Origin of the sequence: Ancylomarina sp. (genome assembly GCF_041555295.1) — a bacterium.
GTDB lineage: Bacteria > Bacteroidota > Bacteroidia > Bacteroidales > Marinifilaceae > Ancylomarina.
This window is the reverse complement of record NZ_JBFFKR010000006.1, coordinates 22,540-41,219: the sequence shown is the minus strand read 5'-3', so window position 1 is coordinate 41,219 and position 18,680 is coordinate 22,540. Positions and strand designations below refer to the sequence as shown.

Sequence of the window (18,680 nt, the reverse complement as noted above, 5' to 3'; positions counted from 1 at the left end):
TATTTTAACTTTGTTTTCTATGCTCATAACATAAATTTTTAGGATTAGAATAAGAAAGAATAGTGTGATAATCTATATTAAAGTTAAAAAGATTTTCAATCTGTCTAACAAAATGATAATAAAAAAAAGAAATATTTCTTTAATTAGGCGTGTTGATTTTTAGTGTGTTGTAGTAGTAGTGGGCTTTTTGCTTGTTTGAAAGTTGGGTTGTGGAAATACTTGAAGATAGGGTTTTATGTGTTTTTTTTTTGTAAAATAAAGTATTCGAAAACGAAGATTAAAGAACAAGGAATAAGCTATTTTCCTCCTAAATTTCTCTTTGCTAGGTATAATTGCCATCTTTGTGCCTGAATTAGACATCAATCGTTCTTAATTTTAAGGGTTGTGTTGATGGCACCAGATTAATTAGAAGATATGTTTTTAAAGAAACTAGACGAACAGCTTACAATTGCTCTCGAACAAGAGGGATTCGAAAAGCCAACTCCCATACAAAAGAAGTCAATAGGTAAGATGAAAAGTGGGCGCGACTGTCTGTTTATCGCTCCTGAGCAATCAGGTAAAACCACTGCCATTGTTATTGCCGTTATTCAGCAATTGAAAGAAGCTCTTGAGGATGTTCCCAGAGCTTTAATCGTTGTGGAAGATAGAGCGAAAGCTGAGGCCATGAAAGAGCAGTTCGATTTATTAACTGAGGATACCAGCTTACGTGTAGTTGCCGTTTTTCAGGGTGAGCATATACTTAAGCAACGCGACAGAGTTTATGCCGGTTGCGATGTGTTAATTGGGCCTGCTAAATTCTTAAATGAACTTTATTCCAATTCGGGAATGAACTTGAATGGTTTAAAAATGTATATTGTCGACGATGGATACGCGGTGTTTAAGCATGAAATCACATCTCAGATAGATCGATTAACAACAAGTACGCCTAATACTCAGCGTATTGTTTTTACGACGGAGATGAATGTTCGCATTCAAGATTATTTGGAATATTATATGATTGCTCCAGAGATTGTGGAAATTAAAGAAGAGGCTAACGAAGAAGAAGTCTAATAGGAGAAAAGGAAATTTCTGAAAAATATAAAAAGCCATCGTTCTATATAGAGCGATGGCTTTCTGTTTAGTCTGTTTTGAGCTTAGTCTTCGAACATGAACTTACCTGCAAATGCAGGTTCAAGATCGCTTAACCAAAGTGCTTTATCGTTATATTTAGCAAAGAAAGGTTGTCCTACCCATTTCGGATTTCGTCCTTGCAAAAAGTTAAGAGCATATTGCTTTTCACCATTAATTTCGGTGATACCCAATACCTGAACCTTACCAGGATCTGCCGACATAACGGGTCCACGAACCGTTCGGCAAATACCACTCACTTGTGAATAAGCATCGCGAAAGATGTTCCAAGCCTCTTCCAAAGTTAAGCCAAAGTATTCTTGTGCTCCAGTCTCACGAGCCATAAACATATAGTAAGGAATCATACCCATGTCTACCTGTTTGCGCCACATGTTTGCCCACATATCTGCATCGTCGTTCAAATGTTTCAATAGAGGCGATTGCGTTCTGATGACAGCACCAGTTTCGCGAATAGCTTTAGTTGCAAGAGCAACAGCAGCGGTTTTTAGTTCGCTTAGGTGATTGAAATGTGCCATGAATGATAGGCTTAATCCTGCATCTGTAATCGATCTGAATACACCAAGTAGTTCTTGCGCATCCTCGTCCTTGGTGTATCGGTATGGCCAGTAAGCCAGCGTCTTTGAACCGATACGTATGGTTTTAAGGTTGGGTAAATCAGCTTCAAGAATCGCATCAACATAAGCTTTGAAAACTTTCGATTTCATCACCATGGGATCACCACCAGTAAACAGAAAATCGGTAATTTCTGTATGCTCTTGCAAGTAGGCAATCACCAGGTCGATTTCCTTCATCGCGAATTTTAGACCTTCCAGATTGGTAAATTGTGGCCAACGAAAACAGAATGTACAATAGGCATGGCAGGTTTGACCCTGAGTTGGGAAAAACAACATCGTTTCGTTGTACTTATGCTGAGCACCCATCAATTTTTCACCATTCAACTCGGGAACATTATGTGCCTGTCCCGATGGGTTTGGGTTCAATGTTAATCTGATTTCGTTCGATGCTTTTGTAATTTCTTTAAATGGTGCCTTAGCCTGAATTAATTCAGCCATTTTATCGAAATGTTTTGTCGAAAGCATACCCTTCTGCGGAAAAGTTAGACGAAAAATAGGATCTTCGCTAAAGTTATCCCAATCAATCAATTCATCTATCACATAGTTGTTTACTTTAAATGGAAATACCTCTCCTAAAACTTCAATATCAAATATCTGTAAAGCACTTAGATGATTAATTTGAGGGATATTTTTAAAGGTCTTTTGTGTATAAACTTTATACTTCATCAAAAAAATATGTTTTTAGTTGTAAACTTATTCATACTATTCGTCAGACAAACGGAGGCAAATCTTTTTCGATTAAGCATTGAATATCTGAAGCTGTTTAAAATGGACTGTTTCCGATATGAAAAAAGCTTATGCGTCAGAAAATAAAGCTTCATTCCATCCTGTAGATTAGGATAAAATGACAATTATTTCAAGAGCAATTTTCTTGTAAACAATCTTAAAAAAGCTATCAGCAAAAACAATAATGAAGATACATGTCCTAATGTAGTGGACGAAAATATTTCAATAAGGTTCCATAAAATAGTACGGAAGTGGAATTATTCCCTGTAATAATTTTCAACGAATGTGAATAAGGAAGATGATAATTCCGAGAATCAATAATAGCTAGCGGCGAAAATACAATAATTGTGGGCTTTAAGCAAATATAGATGTGAGCTTTACACTAAAATAAAAGACTTGTCTTTCTTTTAATATTTTGCATGAGTGCCCGATAAAGATTACTTTTGCTGAAAATCAGGAATTCAGCCTCCTTAAGCTTGTTTTATTGAGACTTGGAGTATTTGATTTATATTAATAAACTTTAACAAGGTATTGATGAATCGCAAAAAATTCAAGTATACCTTTTCCATTACATATCAAGAGTAAAATCTGATAGTTCATATTAGAAATTCATGAAGCGTACAGATATAGAATTAATGGCACCCGTAGGATCATATGAATCCTTAATGGCAGCCATACAAGGAGGAGCCAATTCCATTTATTTTGGCATTGAGCAATTGAACATGCGTGCCCGATCGTCGAATAATTTCACCAAAGATGATCTTCGCGAAATCGTTAAGATCTGTAAAGAGAATGAGGTGAAAACCTACTTGACAGTGAATACGGTTCTGTACGATAACGAGATGAATTTAATGCATGAAGTGATCGATTCGGCTAAAGAGAATGGAGTTACTGCGGTTATTGCTGCCGATGTGGCTGCTATTTTATATGCTCGTTCTATTGGTGTTGAAGTGCACATTTCAACACAGTGTAATATTACCAATATCGAGTCGGTAAAATTCTACTCTCAGTTTGCTGATGTGGTCGTTTTAGCTCGAGAACTGAACCTGGATCAGGTCGCCAATATTTACCATCAAATTGTCAAGCAAGATATTCGAGGTCCTAAGGGAGAATTGGTTCAAATTGAGATGTTTGCACATGGTGCTTTGTGCATGGCCGTTTCTGGTAAATGTTACTTGAGTCTTCACGAAAAATCTTCATCTGCCAACAGAGGGGCTTGTATGCAAACTTGCAGAAAGGCTTATACTGTAACTGAAAAGGAAACAGGAAATGAACTTGAGATTGATAATCAATACATCATGTCTCCAAAGGATTTGTGCACTATTGGTTTTGTAAATAAATTGATAGATGCAGGGGTTCGAGTGCTTAAGTTTGAAGGCCGAGCCCGTTCTCCGGAATATGTAAAAACTGTATTGAGCTGTTACAATGAAGCTGTAGACGCCTATCTGGATGGTACATATGGTGAAGAGAAGATAGCCGTTTGGAAAGAAGAATTATCTACTGTTTTCAACCGTGGTTTCTGGGATGGTTACTACATGGGACAGAAAATTGGCGAATGGAGTTCGGAGTACGGAAATCGTGCGACCAAACGTAAGATGTTGATTGGAAAAGGAACCAACTATTTTAATAAAATTAAGGTAGCAGAGTTTTTATTAGAGTCTCAGGAACTATTTGTAGGTGATAAAATTCTGATCACGGGTCCAACAACTGGAGTTGTTGAAACGACTATAGAAGAGATTCGTGTGGATTTAAAACCTGTAGAAAAAGCCGTTAAAGGAGATAGTTTTTCTATTGCGCTTGATACTGTGATTCGCCGATCAGATAAACTTTATAAGATTGTTGATGCTCATGATGATTTGCGTCAATAAACAATGAAATAACCCGACCACCAAACAACTAAAAGCTGACTAATGAAAAGATTTTTATTACTAGTACTTGCCTTGGTTTTTACAACTAGTTTATGGGCTGATGAGAATGAAGGTAACTTAACCAAAAAAGGACAAGTTGCACCCGATTTTACGGTGACAAGTTTGGACGGTGAGCAGTTTAAGCTTTCAGATATGAAAGGGAAAGTTGTTCTTGTAAACTTCTTCGCAACCTGGTGTGGGCCTTGTATGAATGAGTTACCTGAGCTTGAAAATCAGTTGTGGCCTCGATTTAAGAATGAGAATTTTAAGATGATTTCTATTGGCCGTGAGCATACAAAAGCAGAATTAAAAAAGTTTCAATCTGCGAAGAAATTCACTTTCCCAATTGCTGCTGATCCACAACGTCAGATTTATGCGAAATATGCTGAGAAATACATCCCACGAAATTATATCATCAACAAAGAAGGGCAGATTATTTTTCAGGGAAAAGGCTTCTCACAAAAAGAGCTTGATGAAATGATGATGATAATTGAAAAGGCAATAAAAGAATAGATTTAAAACTAATTCGACTTAACGATGCAATATAAAGGGAACTTGTTTAAGATGCGTACACAGCTTAAGGATGTTATAATATACGAACTTCCTATAGGTGATGATTTTGTTGATATGAACACGCTCATTGGTAAAAAACTGACCTGGACTTATCAGCACCAAATCAACTGTGTGCATTGTGGTAAGAAAACCAAAACATCATTCTCTCAGGGGTATTGTTATACTTGTTTCACAAGTTTGCCACAAACCGATGCAAGCATCATGAATCCTGAACTAGATGAATCCCATTTGGGAATTTCACGTGATATGGAATGGTCTAAGGAGCATTCTTTGAAACCTCACTACGTTTACTTGGCCTTTTCGAGCAATTTAAAGGTGGGTGTAACACGTGAATCACAAATCCCAACCCGATGGATTGATCAGGGAGCTGTAGCTGCTATAAAGCTTGCTAAAACACCTAATCGTCATATTGCGGGGATTATCGAGGTTGCTTTGAAAGAACATTTTGCTGATAAGACCAATTGGAGAGCCATGCTAAAAAACGAAGGAGAGGTAACAGTTGACCTAAAGCTTGAAAAGGCAAGAGCGGCTGAATTACTTCACCTTGAACTTCAGCAATATGTGAGTGATGATGATAACGTTTATGATCTTAATTATCCAGTCGAGCAATATCCTGAGAAAGTTACCAGCCTTAGTTTTGATAAAGTCGACTCTTTCGAAGGAGAATTGCAGGGAATTAAAGGGCAGTACCTATTGTTTAAAGGCGGTAAAGTTATGAATATTCGGAAACACAATGGATATTTTGTTGAATTGAAAGTAGAATAGAGAAAAATGAGATAAATTGAAGGTAAAAAGATCAGATTTCTTAATATCTTTGTCTTGAGTATTTTATACTTAAATAAAACAAAACACAATAAATATCCTTTACTAATCGTAAAATTCTGAAGTAAAATGGAAAATATAAACTGGAAAGAATTTGGTTTTGGTTATACTAAAACTGATTATAATGTACGTTGTAACTATCGTGATGGAAAATGGGGAGAATTAGAAATATCTTCATCTGATCAAGTAAATGTGCACATTGCTGCTACAGGCTTACATTACGGACAGCAAGCATTCGAAGGTTTAAAAGCATTTAAAGGTCCTGATGGAAAAGTAAGAGTATTCCGTATCGATGAGAATGGAAAACGTCTTCAGAATTCATCTAACGGTATCATGATGGCTGAAATGCCTTTGGACTTGTTCCAGGAGGCGGTAACTAAAGCAATCAAATTGAATGAAAGATGGATTCCTCCATATGAGTCTGGAGCTTCTCTTTATATTCGTCCAGTTCTTTTCGGGAATGGTCCTCAGGTGGGTGTTAACCCAGCTCCTGAATACACATTCGCTGTATTTGTAATGCCAGTAGGTCCTTATTTTAAGGAAGGTTTCAAGCCAACTGACTACGTGATTTATCGTGAGTACGATCGTGCTGCTCCACAGGGAACAGGTACTATCAAAGTTGGTGGTAACTATGCTTCATCTTTAAGAGGTGGAACACGTGCACATAATGAGGGATATTCTGCAGTACTTTTCTTAGATGCTAAGGAAAAGAAATATATCGATGAGTGTGGACCTGCTAACTTCTTCGGAATTAAGGGTAACTCTTATGTAACTCCAAAATCAAACTCAATTTTACCTTCTATTACAAACAAAAGTTTGTGTCAGATTGCTGAAGATATGGGTATGACTGTTGAGCGCAGACCAATTACTGTTGAAGAATTGGCTGACTTTACTGAAGCGGGTGCTTGTGGTACTGCTGCAGTTATTTCTCCAATCCGTAAGATTGTTGATGCTGATAAGAATGTAGATTATTTCTATGGTGATGAGGCTGGTAAAACAAGTTTCAAATTGTACGAAACACTACGTGGAATTCAGTACGGAACTATTGAAGATAAGCATAATTGGAATACAATCATCGAATTTTAATCAATTCGATTTAGATAAATACAGGAGAGGGAGTTCATATTGAACTCCCTCTTTTTTATTTCAGTTGTTTTAGGAATAGGGCTACTGCTATCCAATATTCTTCACCTCCAATTTGATTGATCCAAAGGGTGCGGGAACCATGATGTCCATTTCCTTCTGGGATAAATTGAATTTGATTTTTTGTTAGTTTGTGCTTATCGAGCAATTGACTGACACCTTTAGCTTCATGCTTTGAACTTGTTAAAAACATAGGTTTCTCAAAATCTTTGAGGACATTTACCAAGCTTCCCTTTTTATCAGCCATATAATCTCCAGGGCTAAATGAAAGCACAGTACTGACTTCAACCATGTCCGCAGCCAAATACAAGGCTAATGTTGACGAGTAAGAACTTCCCCAAAGAATAATTTTTGATTTGAATTTATCTGATAAATATAGAACGGAGGCTCTAATGTCGGGTTCGGCATCTATATAGTCAACGCTTTTATTTAGTTTTCTAGCTCTTAGATAAGTGAGGTTCTGTTTATCGCCTATTGGGCCACCAGAACGTTGATCTATTGCCATGCAATTATAACCCATTTTATTTAAGCGCTCTGCGATGCCAGCATATTCAAATTTATTAAAACGAGCCTGATGGCAAAGTAAAATAACAGGTGAGCTATCATCAATTTGATAGAGATGAGCTGAGATTTTAAGGGAGTCGAGTGAATTGAATTCCACAAGCTCAGGGCAGTCTTCCTTTTTTTTTGGGCAGTTATGCTTTGTCTGTTCTTTAGATTTTGAAGAACAAGAAGTGTTTAATATGAAGCACGTTAAGAGTATTGATATTAATCGAATCATGAGGGTTTCGTTTAGTATAAATGTGATATACTTATAGTCCTTTTATTTTCTCAAATCAATCAATAGATGGAAATGTGATGGGTCCAGTTGTTTCAATTTAGATATTGAGTTTTCCCATTTACATCATTCTTTTAATAGTTGAACAAATTATCAATCCATCTCAACATCTTTCAACAGCACATTTCCACTTTGTTGTTCAAAACTTGTCTTGTACCCACTTATTAGATGAGTTAAGGTATCAAAAACTCTATCCTTTTTCACCGGAATATCATCTGAGCCATATTCTTCCAATGAATTAATCACTCTATTTAAACTCATATCTGAAATGTCAAAGGCTGGTGCATAGGCCATTTCCTTATCTCTTTCTGTTGTTAATTCTGAAATCAGACCACAATTTACTAAATTAAATAATATTTCTCGTGTTAAACGTATAGGTAATTCTAATTCATGTGAAATATCTTTTGAACGGTAAGGACGATTGTCTTGAGTGAAATTTCGGACAATCTTATGAGTAATTATCAAACTCAGTAATCGACGGAAACTGTAGGAGATTTGTGTAGACTCGGCCTCGAATTCATAGCTCTCAACATTTTGCTCAGCAAAGGAGATTTCAGCACCAAAGAGAACCACAAGCCAACTTAATTGTAGCCACATGAGAAATAATGGAAGGGCAGCAAAACTACCGTAAATGGCATTGTATGACGTCACACTTCCTTGAAATTCGATATAAAGAATCTGTAGGATTTGATAAATAGTTCCAGCCACAACACCAGCTAAAATACCAGACTTGAGGCTAACTCTGGTATTGGGCATAAACACATATATAATTGTAAAAAGTACCCAAACAAGGATATAAGGAATCAAGTTGATTAAGAAAAATAACAGGGGACCAACCATCTCAAGGATGGTATTTCCATCGATAAAACCACTGACCTGAGATTTGATAAAAACAGTAACAGCACTGGATCCTACAAGTAAAATAGGACCAAAAATCATGATAGAGGTGTAGTCTGAGAATTTACGCCCCCAACTACGCCCTTTTTTTATTTGCCATACATCGTTAAAAGCCTCTTCGATATTACTGAGGACTTTAACAACAGCCCAAAATAGAATCACAAAACCAAGAACGGCCATTAATGTTCCTTTGGTATTCCCAAGCATCTTATTGGCAAACTCAATTAGCCAGGATAACACTTCCTCTTGACCAGAAAGGCTTTTGGTCAATTCTTTTTCGAGAAGCTTATCCATTCCGAAACCTTTGGCAATCCCAAAAAACATAGCCAAAACAGGAACAATGGATAAAAGCGAATAAAAGGTAAGAGCCGAAGCTCTCAACTGACACTTATCCTCGTAAAAACCCTTAATAGCTAATAAGTAGATTCTCAGTTGTCTCAATAGAAAGTAACGAGATCCTGATAGATCTTTTAAACGCATACTCCAAACACCCTGACTCAGGAAGTTCATAAGTTGGTTGAAGTGGGTTTTAATTTTGTTGATCATTATGCTGATGTTTTAGATAACAATTGTCTGTTGCTATGTAAAGCTACAAAATTAGATTGCTTTAGAAAACATATTACTTTCACCAGATTTGGCATTTCTCAATCTATTATCAAAGAGCTTACAGATGTTTCTTAAGAAAGTCATTCCTAAGTCAGATACTTCTAGTTTATTAGAATCGAAACTTAAGATGCCTTCATCTGACATAACCCGGAGTTCTTTCTCAATTGTTTCAGGCAGATATGGCTTTAAGTCATTAGAAAAAACAAGTTCTCTTCTACACGAAATATCGAGAATAGCCTTTTTAACCTGCAAGTCTTCATCCGTTAGATAGCAAGCTTTAACCAAATCGAGCACCCCTTTTTCAGAAGCGGCTTTGTATAAATGAATTTCTTTAGGATTTTGTGCGTAAGCATATTTCGCATCAGAAATAGATGAGGCGCCTAAACCAATCAATAGTTCTGTATGAGATGTGTTGTATCCCATAAAGTTTCTGTGTAAACGCTTCTCAAGTTTAGCTTGATATAAATTATCATGAGGCAACGAAAAATGGTCCATACCAACGTCATCGTAACCAAGTTCAGCAAGTTTTGTTTTACCTAATTCGTAAAGAGCTCTTTTACCAGAGCTATCTGGAATATCTTCTTCAGTAAATAAACGCTGTCCCTTACTCTTCCAGGGTACATGAGCGTATGAATAGTAGGCAATTCTATCTGGTTTAAGTTCAGAAACTTTATCAAAAGTATCCTTTACTGAGCCTATCTCTTGCTTAGGTAAACCATAAATCAAATCGTAATTCACCGAATGATAGCCAATTTCACGAGCAATCTCAGTTACTTCTTTCACTGTTTCGTAAGATTGAATTCGATTGATAACTCTTTGGACTTCAGGGTCGAAATCTTGTACTCCAAAACTAACTCTACGGAAACCAACCTCATAAAGAGCTTGCATATGTTCACGAGTTGTATTGTTTGGATGACCTTCGAAACTGAACTCGTACTCAGGATGCAAATCAGCACTCGATTTAATTCCGTTGATTAACCGTTTCAGATTTTCTGGATTAAAGAAAGTTGGCGTTCCACCACCTAAATGGAGTTCTCTTAAGATAGGTTTTTCGTCAAACTGCTCCATATAGATGTTCCACTCTTGAAGGAGAGCATCAATATAAGAATCTTCAACCTTATGATCGCGTGTGATTACTTTGGTGCAGGCACAATAGGTACATAAACGTTCACAATAAGGCAGGTGTATATAGATACTGATCCCTTTAGTTTTATTCGACTCGTTAAAGCAACGTTTCACTAGCTGGAACCATTTATCAACATCAGGTTTATCATCTCCCCAAAACGGAACAGTTGGGTAACTTGTGTATCTTGGAACTGGAACGTTGTACTTATCTATTAATGCTTCTCTATCCATAATATTCTGACTTGACCGTTAGCAAATTCATTACTGATTGATACAAAGATATCTTTTTTTGCGAATGTTGAAACTTACGCTTCGATTCTGTTTTCTTGATTTTCTTTCTGAGAGAATTTCCATTAGTAATCATTTATTACTAAAATTTAAGATGTAAATGTCTTTTATTTCATGATTATTGAATAACTTGCATTTTGAATTTTTAAAGATAGATTAAATGAAAGCACTAAGTATTTGCACAATAATTTTGGCCGTTTTATTTACACTGCCATTACAAGCTCAAGATAAATTCTTCGATTATAAGCTTAAATCCTTATCTGGTGAAGAGGTCCCAATGAGTTCTTATAAAGGGAAAGTTGTGATTGTAGTAAACACGGCTAGTAATTGTGGTTTAACCCCTCAGTACAAAGGTTTGGAAACCATGTATAAGAAATATAAAGGTCAAGGATTGGTTATTTTAGGTATACCTTGCAATCAGTTTTTAGAACAGGAGCCAGGTAGCTCGTCCGATATTGCTGCATTTTGTCAAAAGAACTATGGTGTTAGTTTCCCAATGTTTGAAAAGATTGAAGTAAGAGGTGAAAATGCTCACCCTTTATATAAGATGATGACGACTGAAAAACCTTTTAAGGGTTTTGATGATTCTGCATCAGGACAAAAATTCAAATCATTTTTAAGTGGAAAATTCCCTGAAATTTATGAAGGTGATGGTGTAAAATGGAATTTTACCAAATTTGTTTTTGATAGGAGCGGCAAGCTTGTTCGTCGTATTGAGCCCAATATTGCTCCAAAAGATTTTGAAAAAGAAATAGCTGGTATGTTAAGCGATTTATAGACAGACCAAGCTTGAAGACCTTTTTCTTAAAATAAATAATGCCCTTTTTTAAGGGCATTATTTTTGAAATATTCTCAATTAAGTGTCAATTAGTTCGTTAATGATATGAAGCGAAATTAAAGGATAAATTAGTAAGAGTACAATGGGTTTAACAGAAAGCAGGGAGTGAAAATTAAAAAAAGCTAAAAAAAGATGTAGGTATGTTTGCTTTTTTTATATTTGTGGAACTAGAAAATACGATGCGATATTTTGATCAATACTCATTCATAATGGATAAGCGTTCTGTTTTTATAGGATTAGATTCCTGCTTGATAAAAATTGATGTGACTGAAGGATTATTTAGCTAGACTCAAAAATTGAAGATGAAAATGTTTAAAAGCAATAATAAAATGAGCAGAAATAACGAAGTACAAACAACAGCAGTTAATTTAGTTTGTGATGGAACATCTATCACGGGGGATATTGAAGCGTCAAGAGATATTAGAATTGATGGCTTTGTAAAAGGAAAAATCATTGTTAAAGGTAAGGTTGTTGTTGGTCCTACTGGTAAGGTTGAAGGCGATATCACATGTCAAACACTTGATGTTTCTGGTCGTATTGAAGGAAATGTTCACGTCAGTGAAATTATTAGCCTTAAATCATCAGCTCTAGTCTTGGGTAATATCAATACCGTTAAAATTTCGGTAGAACCAGGTGCCAAATTTACTGGAACTTGTAAGATGGGAAATGAAGCAGTCGTAAAGGATGAAAAAAAAGCAGTCAAATAAGCTAGACGCCGAAAAGAAAAAAAGGCAATTACGAGAAGCTGCTAAGTATTCAGGCTTAGCATTTCAAATGATTGCCATTATATTGTTAGTATTGTTCGCAGGTATGCAAGCTGATAAATATTTGGGAAACGATTTCCCGGGTTTTACAGTTTTTGGTGCATTTCTGGGGGTGATACTTTCTTTATATATAGCCCTAAAGGATTTTCTTAAAAAGGATAGTTAAAATATGAGGACTTTATGTATTTTCATGAAAATTTTGAGCAGTTGTATAGCTTAAAAAACAATTTAATCCTGAAACTCATGAAACGAGCCATTTGAAAAAAATAATACACAGCAATGTTTATTTAGGCGACTTCCATGTGATCTTTAAAAAAATACAATACATGAAAAAACATATTTCCCGCCTGGGACTTCTGACCTTATTTCTTTTAGTTCTTACTGTAGCTTTGTTTTATGAAACACTAAATCCTTGGTTCAATCCTATTTTCCCTTTCATTTTACTATATTTTTTCGTCTTTAATCTGATTCAACATTCTGCCTTAGTCAAGACGAAAGAAAAAAGCCCGATGGCTTTTAATACTAGTTTTATGGCATGGTTTGCTATTAAACTTTTCCTAAATCTGACGATTATAATAATTTTTGTTCTTACTAATAGATTGGAAGCTCTTAGTTTTGTAATCTATTTTGCCGTCTGTTACATCTTTTATACTGTATTCGAAGTCACGTCTTTAGTAAAGAGTTTGAAGTCAAAGTGAGATAAATAAAGACAAGTTGGTATCTTATGTCTTTTTTTTATTAAATTTGGAGGGCTTAAAAAAAGGGCCTTAAAAGAAGAGAAATACATCATGTTTTCACCATGAACTGTTCTTGGTTGATTTTAAGTTATTTCCGGTTTTGTCTTGTGTCATTAGCAAGTAAGCGACCGTTTTATTAATCTGATATTTTCGAATGGAATGAAGCACATTCATCGACTTTTACTTATCGCATTCTTTTTTACTTGTCTAACTCCTGCTTTTGCTTCAGTTAGTAATGAGCATGAACATGAGACTCAGCAGGAAAGCCACAAAAAAAAGAAATTTGAACCCGGAAACTTTATAATGGATCACATCGCCGATGCTTACGATTGGCATGTCTTTTCCTATGGAGATTTCCACTTTACAGCCCCTTTGCCAGTCATTGTTTATTCTGAGCAGTCTGGTTTTCATGTTTTCATGTCGAGCAATTTTCATCACGGGCATTCATCTTATAAAGGATTTGAACTGGCTAAGGAAGGTGAATATAGAGGCAAGGTCGTTGAGATGGTTAACGGTCATCAAGTACGTCCCTTTGACATTTCCATGACAAAGAATGTTGTGTCGATGTTATTATCTATGATTTTTCTTCTATGGGTCTTCCTATCAGTTGCTAAAGCGTATACCAAAAGAAAAGGGTTGGAGCCTAAAGGTCTTCAGGCATATCTTGAACCTATAATTGTTTTTGTAATTGATGAAATTGCAAAACCTGCAATTGGCGAAAAGAAATATAAAAAATTCGTTCCATTCTTGTTAACCATCTTTTTCTTTATTTGGTTGAATAATTTAATGGGACTTGTGCCATTTATTCCAGGTGGAGCTAATGTGACAGGAAACATTACCATTACGATGGTTTTAGCTCTGTTTACATTTATAATCACAACAGTAAATGGTAATAAAAATTATTGGAAACATATTTTTAATACACCTGGGGTGCCTTGGTGGTTAAAATACCCAATTCCTTTGATGCCACTGGTTGAATTGATGGGGGTGTTCACAAAACCATTCGTCTTAATGGTTCGACTTTTTGCAAACATCACTGCAGGTCACATGATTGTATTGGCCTTTGTTTCTTTGATCTTTATTTTTGGAGAAATGAGTCCAGCACTTGGAATGGGAACATCTGTAATTTCAGTATTCTTTGTCATTTTCATGGATGTGCTTGAATTGCTTGTCGCCTTAATCCAAGCTTATGTGTTTACCCTTTTATCTGCTCTTTATTTTGGAATGGCAGTAGAAGAGCATCATTAAAAATTGAATCAAACTCCTTCGGGAGACTTTATAGTTTTATAAATTTTAAACTAAATTATCATGATTACATTATCAATTATTCTTCAGGCCGCTGCAACTGCAGGTCTTGCAAAGTTTGGTGCTGCTATTGGCGCAGGTTTAGCTGCTATTGCTGCTGGTATCGGTATTGGTAAGATTGGTGGATCTGCTCTTGAGAGTATCGCCCGTCAACCAGAAGCTGCTGGAGATATTCGTTCAAACATGATTGTTGCTGCTGCTCTTATTGAAGGTGCTGCTTTCTTTGCAATTATCATTTGTTTGTTGGCTATCGTACTTTAATAGTATTATCCCACAATTTGTTCAATGAGGTTGTCGGCGACAAATTGTGGGTACCAACATTTCAATTTTAAATCATTAATTACAAGTTGTAATTATTAATATAGAATACTATGGGCTTAGTAACTCCCGAATTGGGAACTTTCATATGGATGTTTATTGCTTTTGCAAGTGTGTTTTTTCTATTGAAGAAATATGCCTGGCCAGCAATTGTTGACGCAATTGAGGAACGTAATAACTCTATTAAGGAAGCGCTTCTTTCTGCAGAAATTGCAAAAGGAGAGATGGCTAAATTGCAGGCTGATAATCTTATAATATTGAAAGAAGCCAGACGTGAAAGAGAGGGCATGCTTAAAGAGGCTAAGGAATTGGGTGAACAAATTGTTAGGGAAGCCAAGACTAAAGCAACTGAAGAAGCAGAAAAGGTTGTTGAATCAGCTCGTCAGGCTATCGAAAGCGATAAAGTAGCAGCATTAAGTGAAATTAAAACTCAGGTAGCTAATCTTTCAGTAGAGATAGCTGAGAAAGTTTTACGTCGCCAATTCGAAGATGATCAGCAACAAAAGGATTATTTCCAGAAGTTGATGAAGGAAGTAAATATCAATTAATTCTCTGGAAGTTGAACATCTATCCCTTTTGAGGATTGCAATTAATTAGAAGATATGAACGAAAGTAAAATCTCGGTTCGATATGCAAAAGCTCTTTTCCTATTAGGAAAGGAAAAGAATGTGCTGGACACTTTGGTGGGTGACATGAAACTTGTTGGTGAGCTTTGCAGTACAGTTAAAGATTTTTGGCTGATGGTTGAAAGCCCGGTGGTTAAAACATCTCAGAAACGAAAGGCAGTCAAATTGGTCTTAGCTGATAAGCTTGATGCTATTAGTCTGAATTTTATTGACATGGTCTTTGAAAATCGACGTGAAATTTTCATTAAGGATATGGTACGTAATTTTTTTGATTTATGCCGAAAAGACAAAGGTATTGTATCAGCAAAATTGACAACTGCTGGTCTAGTTGATGGGGATGATAAAACGAAGCTAAGTGAAATGCTTAAGAAAGCTTTTAATTCGCAAATTGAATTAGAAGAAGTTCTTGATAAGGATATTATAGGCGGTTTTATTCTTCGAGTTGATGATCAGGAATTGGATGTAAGTGTATCGAATCAATTGAATCAAATTAAGAGAGCATTAATCTAGTAGAATTTGACTCTAATTAAGAGTTATTTTTTATGACAATGAATAATTAAATAATTTTGATGTTTAAGATAGGTTATATTAGCCTTTGACCCTACTTTAAAGAGGATCTTGAATCTCATATATAATTCTTGAATCGTAACAAAAGCAAAAAAATATGGCTAGTATTAAACCTGCTGAAGTTTCGGAAATTCTAATGCAGCAATTAGAAGGTCTAAAAACAGAAGCACAACTTGAAGAAGTTGGAACCGTACTACAAGTGGGTGATGGAATTGCCCGTATTTACGGTTTGTCACACGTTGGGTCAAACGAACTAATCGAATTTCAGAATGGTGTGTTAGGTATTGTTCTAAATCTTGAAGAGGATAATGTCGGAGCGGTACTGCTTGGCGAAACTCAAGGGATTAAAGAAGGCGATACAGTGAAACGTACTAAACGAATTGCTTCCATCAATGTGGGTGAAGGTATGTTAGGACGTGTGATCAATACTCTAGGCGAACCTATAGATGGTAAAGGTCCAATACAAGGTGAAACATACGAAATGCCACTGGAACGTAAAGCGCCAGGTGTTTTGTACCGTCAGCCCGTAAACGAGCCTCTTCAAACAGGTTTGAAATCGGTTGATGCGATGATTCCTATTGGTAGAGGACAACGTGAGTTGATTATTGGTGACCGTCAGACAGGTAAAACTGCCATTGCGATCGATACCATTATCAATCAGAAAGAATTCTACGACAGAGGAGAGCCTGTTTTTTGTGTCTATGTTGCAATTGGACAAAAAGGTTCTACTGTAGCTAATATTGCCAAAACACTCGAGGATCATGGTGCAATGGCTTATACAGTTATTGTGATGGCTACGGCTGCTGATCCTGCTGCACTTCAATTTTACGCACCATTTGCCGGGGCCTGTATCGGAGAATTTTTCCGTGATACAGGTCGTCCAGCATTGATTATATATGATGATTTATCGAAACAGGCGGTTTCATACCGTGAGGTTTCACTATTGCTTCGTCGTCCACCAGGGCGTGAAGCATACCCAGGTGATGTATTTTACCTTCATTCACGTTTATTAGAGCGTGCTGCAAAAATTATTAATTCTGATGATATTGCTCGTCAGATGAATGACTTGCCTCAGAGTTTGATAGATGCTAAGGATGAGAATGGAGAATCAATTATTAAGGGTGGTGGTTCGTTAACTGCTTTACCAATTATTGAGACTCAGGCAGGAGACGTTTCTGCTTATATTCCAACCAATGTAATTTCGATTACAGACGGACAAATTTTCCTTGAATCAGACCTATTTAACGCAGGTATTCGTCCAGCAATTAACGTTGGTATTTCGGTATCTCGTGTGGGTGGTAATGCACAAATTAAGTCGATGAAGAAAGTGGCTGGTACACTTAAGCTTGATCAAGCTCAGTATCGTGAACTTGAAGCTTTCTCTAAGTTTGGTTCTGATATGGATGCTGCAACTCTATCGGTGCTTAATAAAGGTGCTAAAAATGTTGAGATTTTAAAGCAAGGACAATATTCACCTTATTCTGTTGAGAAACAGGTAGCTATCTTGTTCTGTGGTAGTCAAGGTTTATTACGTCATGTTCCTGTTGAAAAAACTAAGGAATTTGAGAAAGATTTCTTGGATTTGATGGAGTTGAAGCACAAGGAAGTGTTAAACGAATTGGCAACTGGAAAATATACAGACCAGGCACAAGATACAATGCGCAAAGTTGCTGCTGAAGTAACTGAAAAGTATAAATAGTATCAATTAACAATTATCAATTAGTAATGAATAGTTTGCAATTACTAATTGATAATTACTAATTAAATTGAAATGGCCAATTTAAAGGAAATACGTACAAGAATATCATCCGTAGAGAAAACCAAACAGGTTACTGCTGCTATGAAAATGGTTTCGGCAGCTAAGCTGAAGAAAGCTCAGGATGCTATTGTGCAAATTCGCCCCTATGCTGATAAATTACAAGAAATACTTGGAAATTTATCAGGAAGCTTAAGTGATTCTGAGGATAATATTTATGGTGCTGAACGTAAGGCTGAAAAGGTTTTGTTAGTTGCCATAACTTCGAATAAGGGTTTGTGTGGTGCTTTTAATTCAAATGTTCTTAAGCGTGTAAATGAACTCTCTAGAGATGTTTACTCAAAGCAGAAAACTGAAGGAAACTTTAAGATTCTAGCAATTGGTAAGCAAGGCTTTAAAGATATATCTAAAGTTCATCAAGTAATTGGCCACCACAATGAACTTTTTGATGATATGAACTTCGAAAGCACGTCTGCGATTGCTAGTTCTATAATGGAAGAGTATGTTGCTGGTAAATACGATAGAGTTGAACTAGTTTATAATCGGTTTAAAAATGCTGGTGTTCAAATTTTAACTAATGAGCAGTTTTTGCCAATTGTTACTAGTGAAAGCGATGATTCCACAGCTCAATCGGACTATATTTTTGAGCCTGAAAAAGAAACCATTATAGGCGAATTAATTCCAAAATCATTGAAAACACAGTTTTTTGGCGCAATGCTGGATTCTGTTGCTTCAGAGCACGGAGCCAGAATGACATCGATGCATAAGGCAACTGATAATGCCACTGATTTAATTCAAGAGATGAAGTTGCATTATAATCAAGCTCGACAAGCCGCAATTACCAATGAAATCCTCGAGATTGTTTCTGGCGCGAATGCTCTTGCTCAATAAAATATTAACAACGAAAACCGTTGCATCCCTGCTCATTGAGCGGGGATTTTTTGTATCTAATCGATAATTTCATTAAATTATGTACTCTTGTTTCATCTAAATCTAACCTTTTAGTGTTCATAATTAATAATTGTATGATCTAAAATCATTTTCTTAGGCTTTGTTAAGCTTTAGTTCTAAGTCTATTGGTAAACATTGAGAAATAAAGAGT

Annotated in this window: 18 protein-coding genes; 14 read left to right on the top strand and 4 right to left on the bottom strand. The window is 36.1% G+C overall.

Annotated features, from left to right (window positions below; all coding sequences use genetic code 11):
- The first annotated feature begins 414 nt into the window (after window positions 1–414).
- The gene (locus tag ABY905_RS01375) at window positions 415–1,050 is read left to right on the top strand and encodes a DEAD/DEAH box helicase (protein WP_372639650.1); all 636 of its coding nucleotides are present in this window, start codon (window positions 415–417) and stop codon (window positions 1,048–1,050) included.
- Window positions 1,051–1,133: 83 nt separating this feature from the next.
- On the opposite strand, the gene ABY905_RS01370 is transcribed toward ABY905_RS01375, so the two are convergent.
- Window positions 1,134–2,408, bottom strand: a complete 1,275-nt coding sequence (locus tag ABY905_RS01370) for a KamA family radical SAM protein (protein WP_372639648.1) — start codon at window positions 2,406–2,408, stop codon at window positions 1,134–1,136.
- 671 nt (window positions 2,409–3,079) lie between these two features.
- Here ABY905_RS01370 and ABY905_RS01365 point away from each other — a divergent pair.
- From ABY905_RS01365 to ABY905_RS01350, 4 genes are all read left to right on the top strand, one after another.
- Complete coding sequence (locus ABY905_RS01365; RefSeq protein ID WP_372639646.1) at window positions 3,080–4,336, top strand: peptidase U32 family protein; 1,257 nt, start codon at window positions 3,080–3,082, stop codon at window positions 4,334–4,336.
- Window positions 4,337–4,378: 42 nt separating this feature from the next.
- Window positions 4,379–4,888, top strand: a complete 510-nt coding sequence (locus ABY905_RS01360) for a peroxiredoxin family protein (RefSeq protein ID WP_372639644.1) — start codon at window positions 4,379–4,381, stop codon at window positions 4,886–4,888.
- Window positions 4,889–4,912: 24 nt separating this feature from the next.
- On the top strand, window positions 4,913–5,713 hold the full coding sequence (locus tag ABY905_RS01355; RefSeq protein ID WP_372639642.1) for a DUF2797 domain-containing protein: 801 nt from the start codon (window positions 4,913–4,915) through the stop codon (window positions 5,711–5,713).
- 126 nt (window positions 5,714–5,839) lie between these two features.
- On the top strand, window positions 5,840–6,856 hold the full coding sequence (locus tag ABY905_RS01350; protein WP_372639640.1) for a branched-chain amino acid aminotransferase: 1,017 nt from the start codon (window positions 5,840–5,842) through the stop codon (window positions 6,854–6,856).
- A 55-nt stretch (window positions 6,857–6,911) separates the two neighbouring features.
- Here the strand turns inward: ABY905_RS01350 and ABY905_RS01345 are convergent, their stop codons facing one another.
- The 3 genes from ABY905_RS01345 to hemN form a co-directional block, all read right to left on the bottom strand.
- Complete coding sequence (locus tag ABY905_RS01345; RefSeq protein ID WP_372639638.1) at window positions 6,912–7,694, bottom strand: hypothetical protein; 783 nt, start codon at window positions 7,692–7,694, stop codon at window positions 6,912–6,914.
- A gap of 150 nt (window positions 7,695–7,844) precedes the next feature.
- Window positions 7,845–9,194, bottom strand: a complete 1,350-nt coding sequence (locus ABY905_RS01340; protein WP_372639636.1) for a YihY/virulence factor BrkB family protein — start codon at window positions 9,192–9,194, stop codon at window positions 7,845–7,847.
- A 51-nt stretch (window positions 9,195–9,245) separates the two neighbouring features.
- Window positions 9,246–10,610: an oxygen-independent coproporphyrinogen III oxidase gene (gene hemN / locus ABY905_RS01335; protein WP_372639634.1), complete on the bottom strand. Its 1,365-nt coding sequence runs from the start codon at window positions 10,608–10,610 to the stop codon at window positions 9,246–9,248.
- Between the two features lie 217 nt (window positions 10,611–10,827).
- On the opposite strand from hemN, the gene ABY905_RS01330 reads away from it, so the two are divergent.
- The 9 genes from ABY905_RS01330 to atpG all read left to right on the top strand — a co-directional run bounded on the left by ABY905_RS01330 (window position 10,828) and on the right by atpG (window position 18,469).
- Complete coding sequence (locus ABY905_RS01330; RefSeq protein WP_372639632.1) at window positions 10,828–11,445, top strand: glutathione peroxidase; 618 nt, start codon at window positions 10,828–10,830, stop codon at window positions 11,443–11,445.
- A gap of 389 nt (window positions 11,446–11,834) precedes the next feature.
- Window positions 11,835–12,212 carry a polymer-forming cytoskeletal protein gene (locus ABY905_RS01325; RefSeq protein WP_372639630.1) on the top strand — a complete coding sequence of 126 codons (378 nt, stop codon included), beginning with the start codon at window positions 11,835–11,837 and terminating at the stop codon, window positions 12,210–12,212.
- Entirely contained in the window at window positions 12,190–12,435 is a 246-nt protein-coding gene (locus tag ABY905_RS01320) for an AtpZ/AtpI family protein (RefSeq protein ID WP_372639627.1), read from the top strand. The genes ABY905_RS01325 and ABY905_RS01320 overlap by 23 nt, the downstream gene beginning before the upstream one ends.
- Window positions 12,436–13,165: 730 nt before the next feature.
- Window positions 13,166–14,254, top strand: a complete 1,089-nt coding sequence (gene atpB, locus ABY905_RS01315) for a F0F1 ATP synthase subunit A (protein WP_372639625.1) — start codon at window positions 13,166–13,168, stop codon at window positions 14,252–14,254.
- A 60-nt stretch (window positions 14,255–14,314) separates the two neighbouring features.
- Window positions 14,315–14,572, top strand: coding sequence for an ATP synthase F0 subunit C (gene atpE / locus ABY905_RS01310; protein WP_156190146.1), 258 nt, complete (start codon window positions 14,315–14,317; stop codon window positions 14,570–14,572).
- A gap of 110 nt (window positions 14,573–14,682) precedes the next feature.
- Window positions 14,683–15,177, top strand: coding sequence for a F0F1 ATP synthase subunit B (atpF, locus tag ABY905_RS01305; protein WP_372639623.1), 495 nt, complete (start codon window positions 14,683–14,685; stop codon window positions 15,175–15,177).
- Window positions 15,178–15,231: 54 nt separating this feature from the next.
- Window positions 15,232–15,765 carry an ATP synthase F1 subunit delta gene (atpH, locus tag ABY905_RS01300; RefSeq protein WP_372639621.1) on the top strand — a complete coding sequence of 178 codons (534 nt, stop codon included), beginning with the start codon at window positions 15,232–15,234 and terminating at the stop codon, window positions 15,763–15,765.
- Between the two features lie 154 nt (window positions 15,766–15,919).
- The gene (atpA, locus tag ABY905_RS01295) at window positions 15,920–17,521 is read left to right on the top strand and encodes a F0F1 ATP synthase subunit alpha (protein WP_372639619.1); all 1,602 of its coding nucleotides are present in this window, start codon (window positions 15,920–15,922) and stop codon (window positions 17,519–17,521) included.
- Window positions 17,522–17,593: 72 nt separating this feature from the next.
- Window positions 17,594–18,469, top strand: coding sequence for an ATP synthase F1 subunit gamma (atpG, locus tag ABY905_RS01290; RefSeq protein WP_372639617.1), 876 nt, complete (start codon window positions 17,594–17,596; stop codon window positions 18,467–18,469).
- The last annotated feature ends 211 nt before the right edge of the window (window positions 18,470–18,680 follow it).

Coding starts and splice junctions, on each gene's coding strand:
- ABY905_RS01340 (WP_372639636.1), bottom strand. CDS start 9,194: ATGATCAACAAAATTAAAACCCACTTCAACCAACTTATGAACTTCCTG.
- ABY905_RS01325 (WP_372639630.1), top strand. CDS start 11,835: ATGAGCAGAAATAACGAAGTACAAACAACAGCAGTTAATTTAGTTTGT.
- atpE (WP_156190146.1), top strand. CDS start 14,315: ATGATTACATTATCAATTATTCTTCAGGCCGCTGCAACTGCAGGTCTT.
- ABY905_RS01365 (WP_372639646.1), top strand. CDS start 3,080: ATGAAGCGTACAGATATAGAATTAATGGCACCCGTAGGATCATATGAA.
- ABY905_RS01350 (WP_372639640.1), top strand. CDS start 5,840: ATGGAAAATATAAACTGGAAAGAATTTGGTTTTGGTTATACTAAAACT.
- ABY905_RS01355 (WP_372639642.1), top strand. CDS start 4,913: ATGCAATATAAAGGGAACTTGTTTAAGATGCGTACACAGCTTAAGGAT.
- atpF (WP_372639623.1), top strand. CDS start 14,683: ATGGGCTTAGTAACTCCCGAATTGGGAACTTTCATATGGATGTTTATT.
- ABY905_RS01360 (WP_372639644.1), top strand. CDS start 4,379: ATGAAAAGATTTTTATTACTAGTACTTGCCTTGGTTTTTACAACTAGT.
- ABY905_RS01330 (WP_372639632.1), top strand. CDS start 10,828: ATGAAAGCACTAAGTATTTGCACAATAATTTTGGCCGTTTTATTTACA.
- ABY905_RS01320 (WP_372639627.1), top strand. CDS start 12,190: ATGAAAAAAAAGCAGTCAAATAAGCTAGACGCCGAAAAGAAAAAAAGG.
- atpA (WP_372639619.1), top strand. CDS start 15,920: ATGGCTAGTATTAAACCTGCTGAAGTTTCGGAAATTCTAATGCAGCAA.
- atpG (WP_372639617.1), top strand. CDS start 17,594: ATGGCCAATTTAAAGGAAATACGTACAAGAATATCATCCGTAGAGAAA.
- atpB (WP_372639625.1), top strand. CDS start 13,166: ATGAAGCACATTCATCGACTTTTACTTATCGCATTCTTTTTTACTTGT.
- ABY905_RS01375 (WP_372639650.1), top strand. CDS start 415: ATGTTTTTAAAGAAACTAGACGAACAGCTTACAATTGCTCTCGAACAA.
- ABY905_RS01370 (WP_372639648.1), bottom strand. CDS start 2,408: ATGAAGTATAAAGTTTATACACAAAAGACCTTTAAAAATATCCCTCAA.
- hemN (WP_372639634.1), bottom strand. CDS start 10,610: ATGGATAGAGAAGCATTAATAGATAAGTACAACGTTCCAGTTCCAAGA.
- atpH (WP_372639621.1), top strand. CDS start 15,232: ATGAACGAAAGTAAAATCTCGGTTCGATATGCAAAAGCTCTTTTCCTA.
- ABY905_RS01345 (WP_372639638.1), bottom strand. CDS start 7,694: ATGATTCGATTAATATCAATACTCTTAACGTGCTTCATATTAAACACT.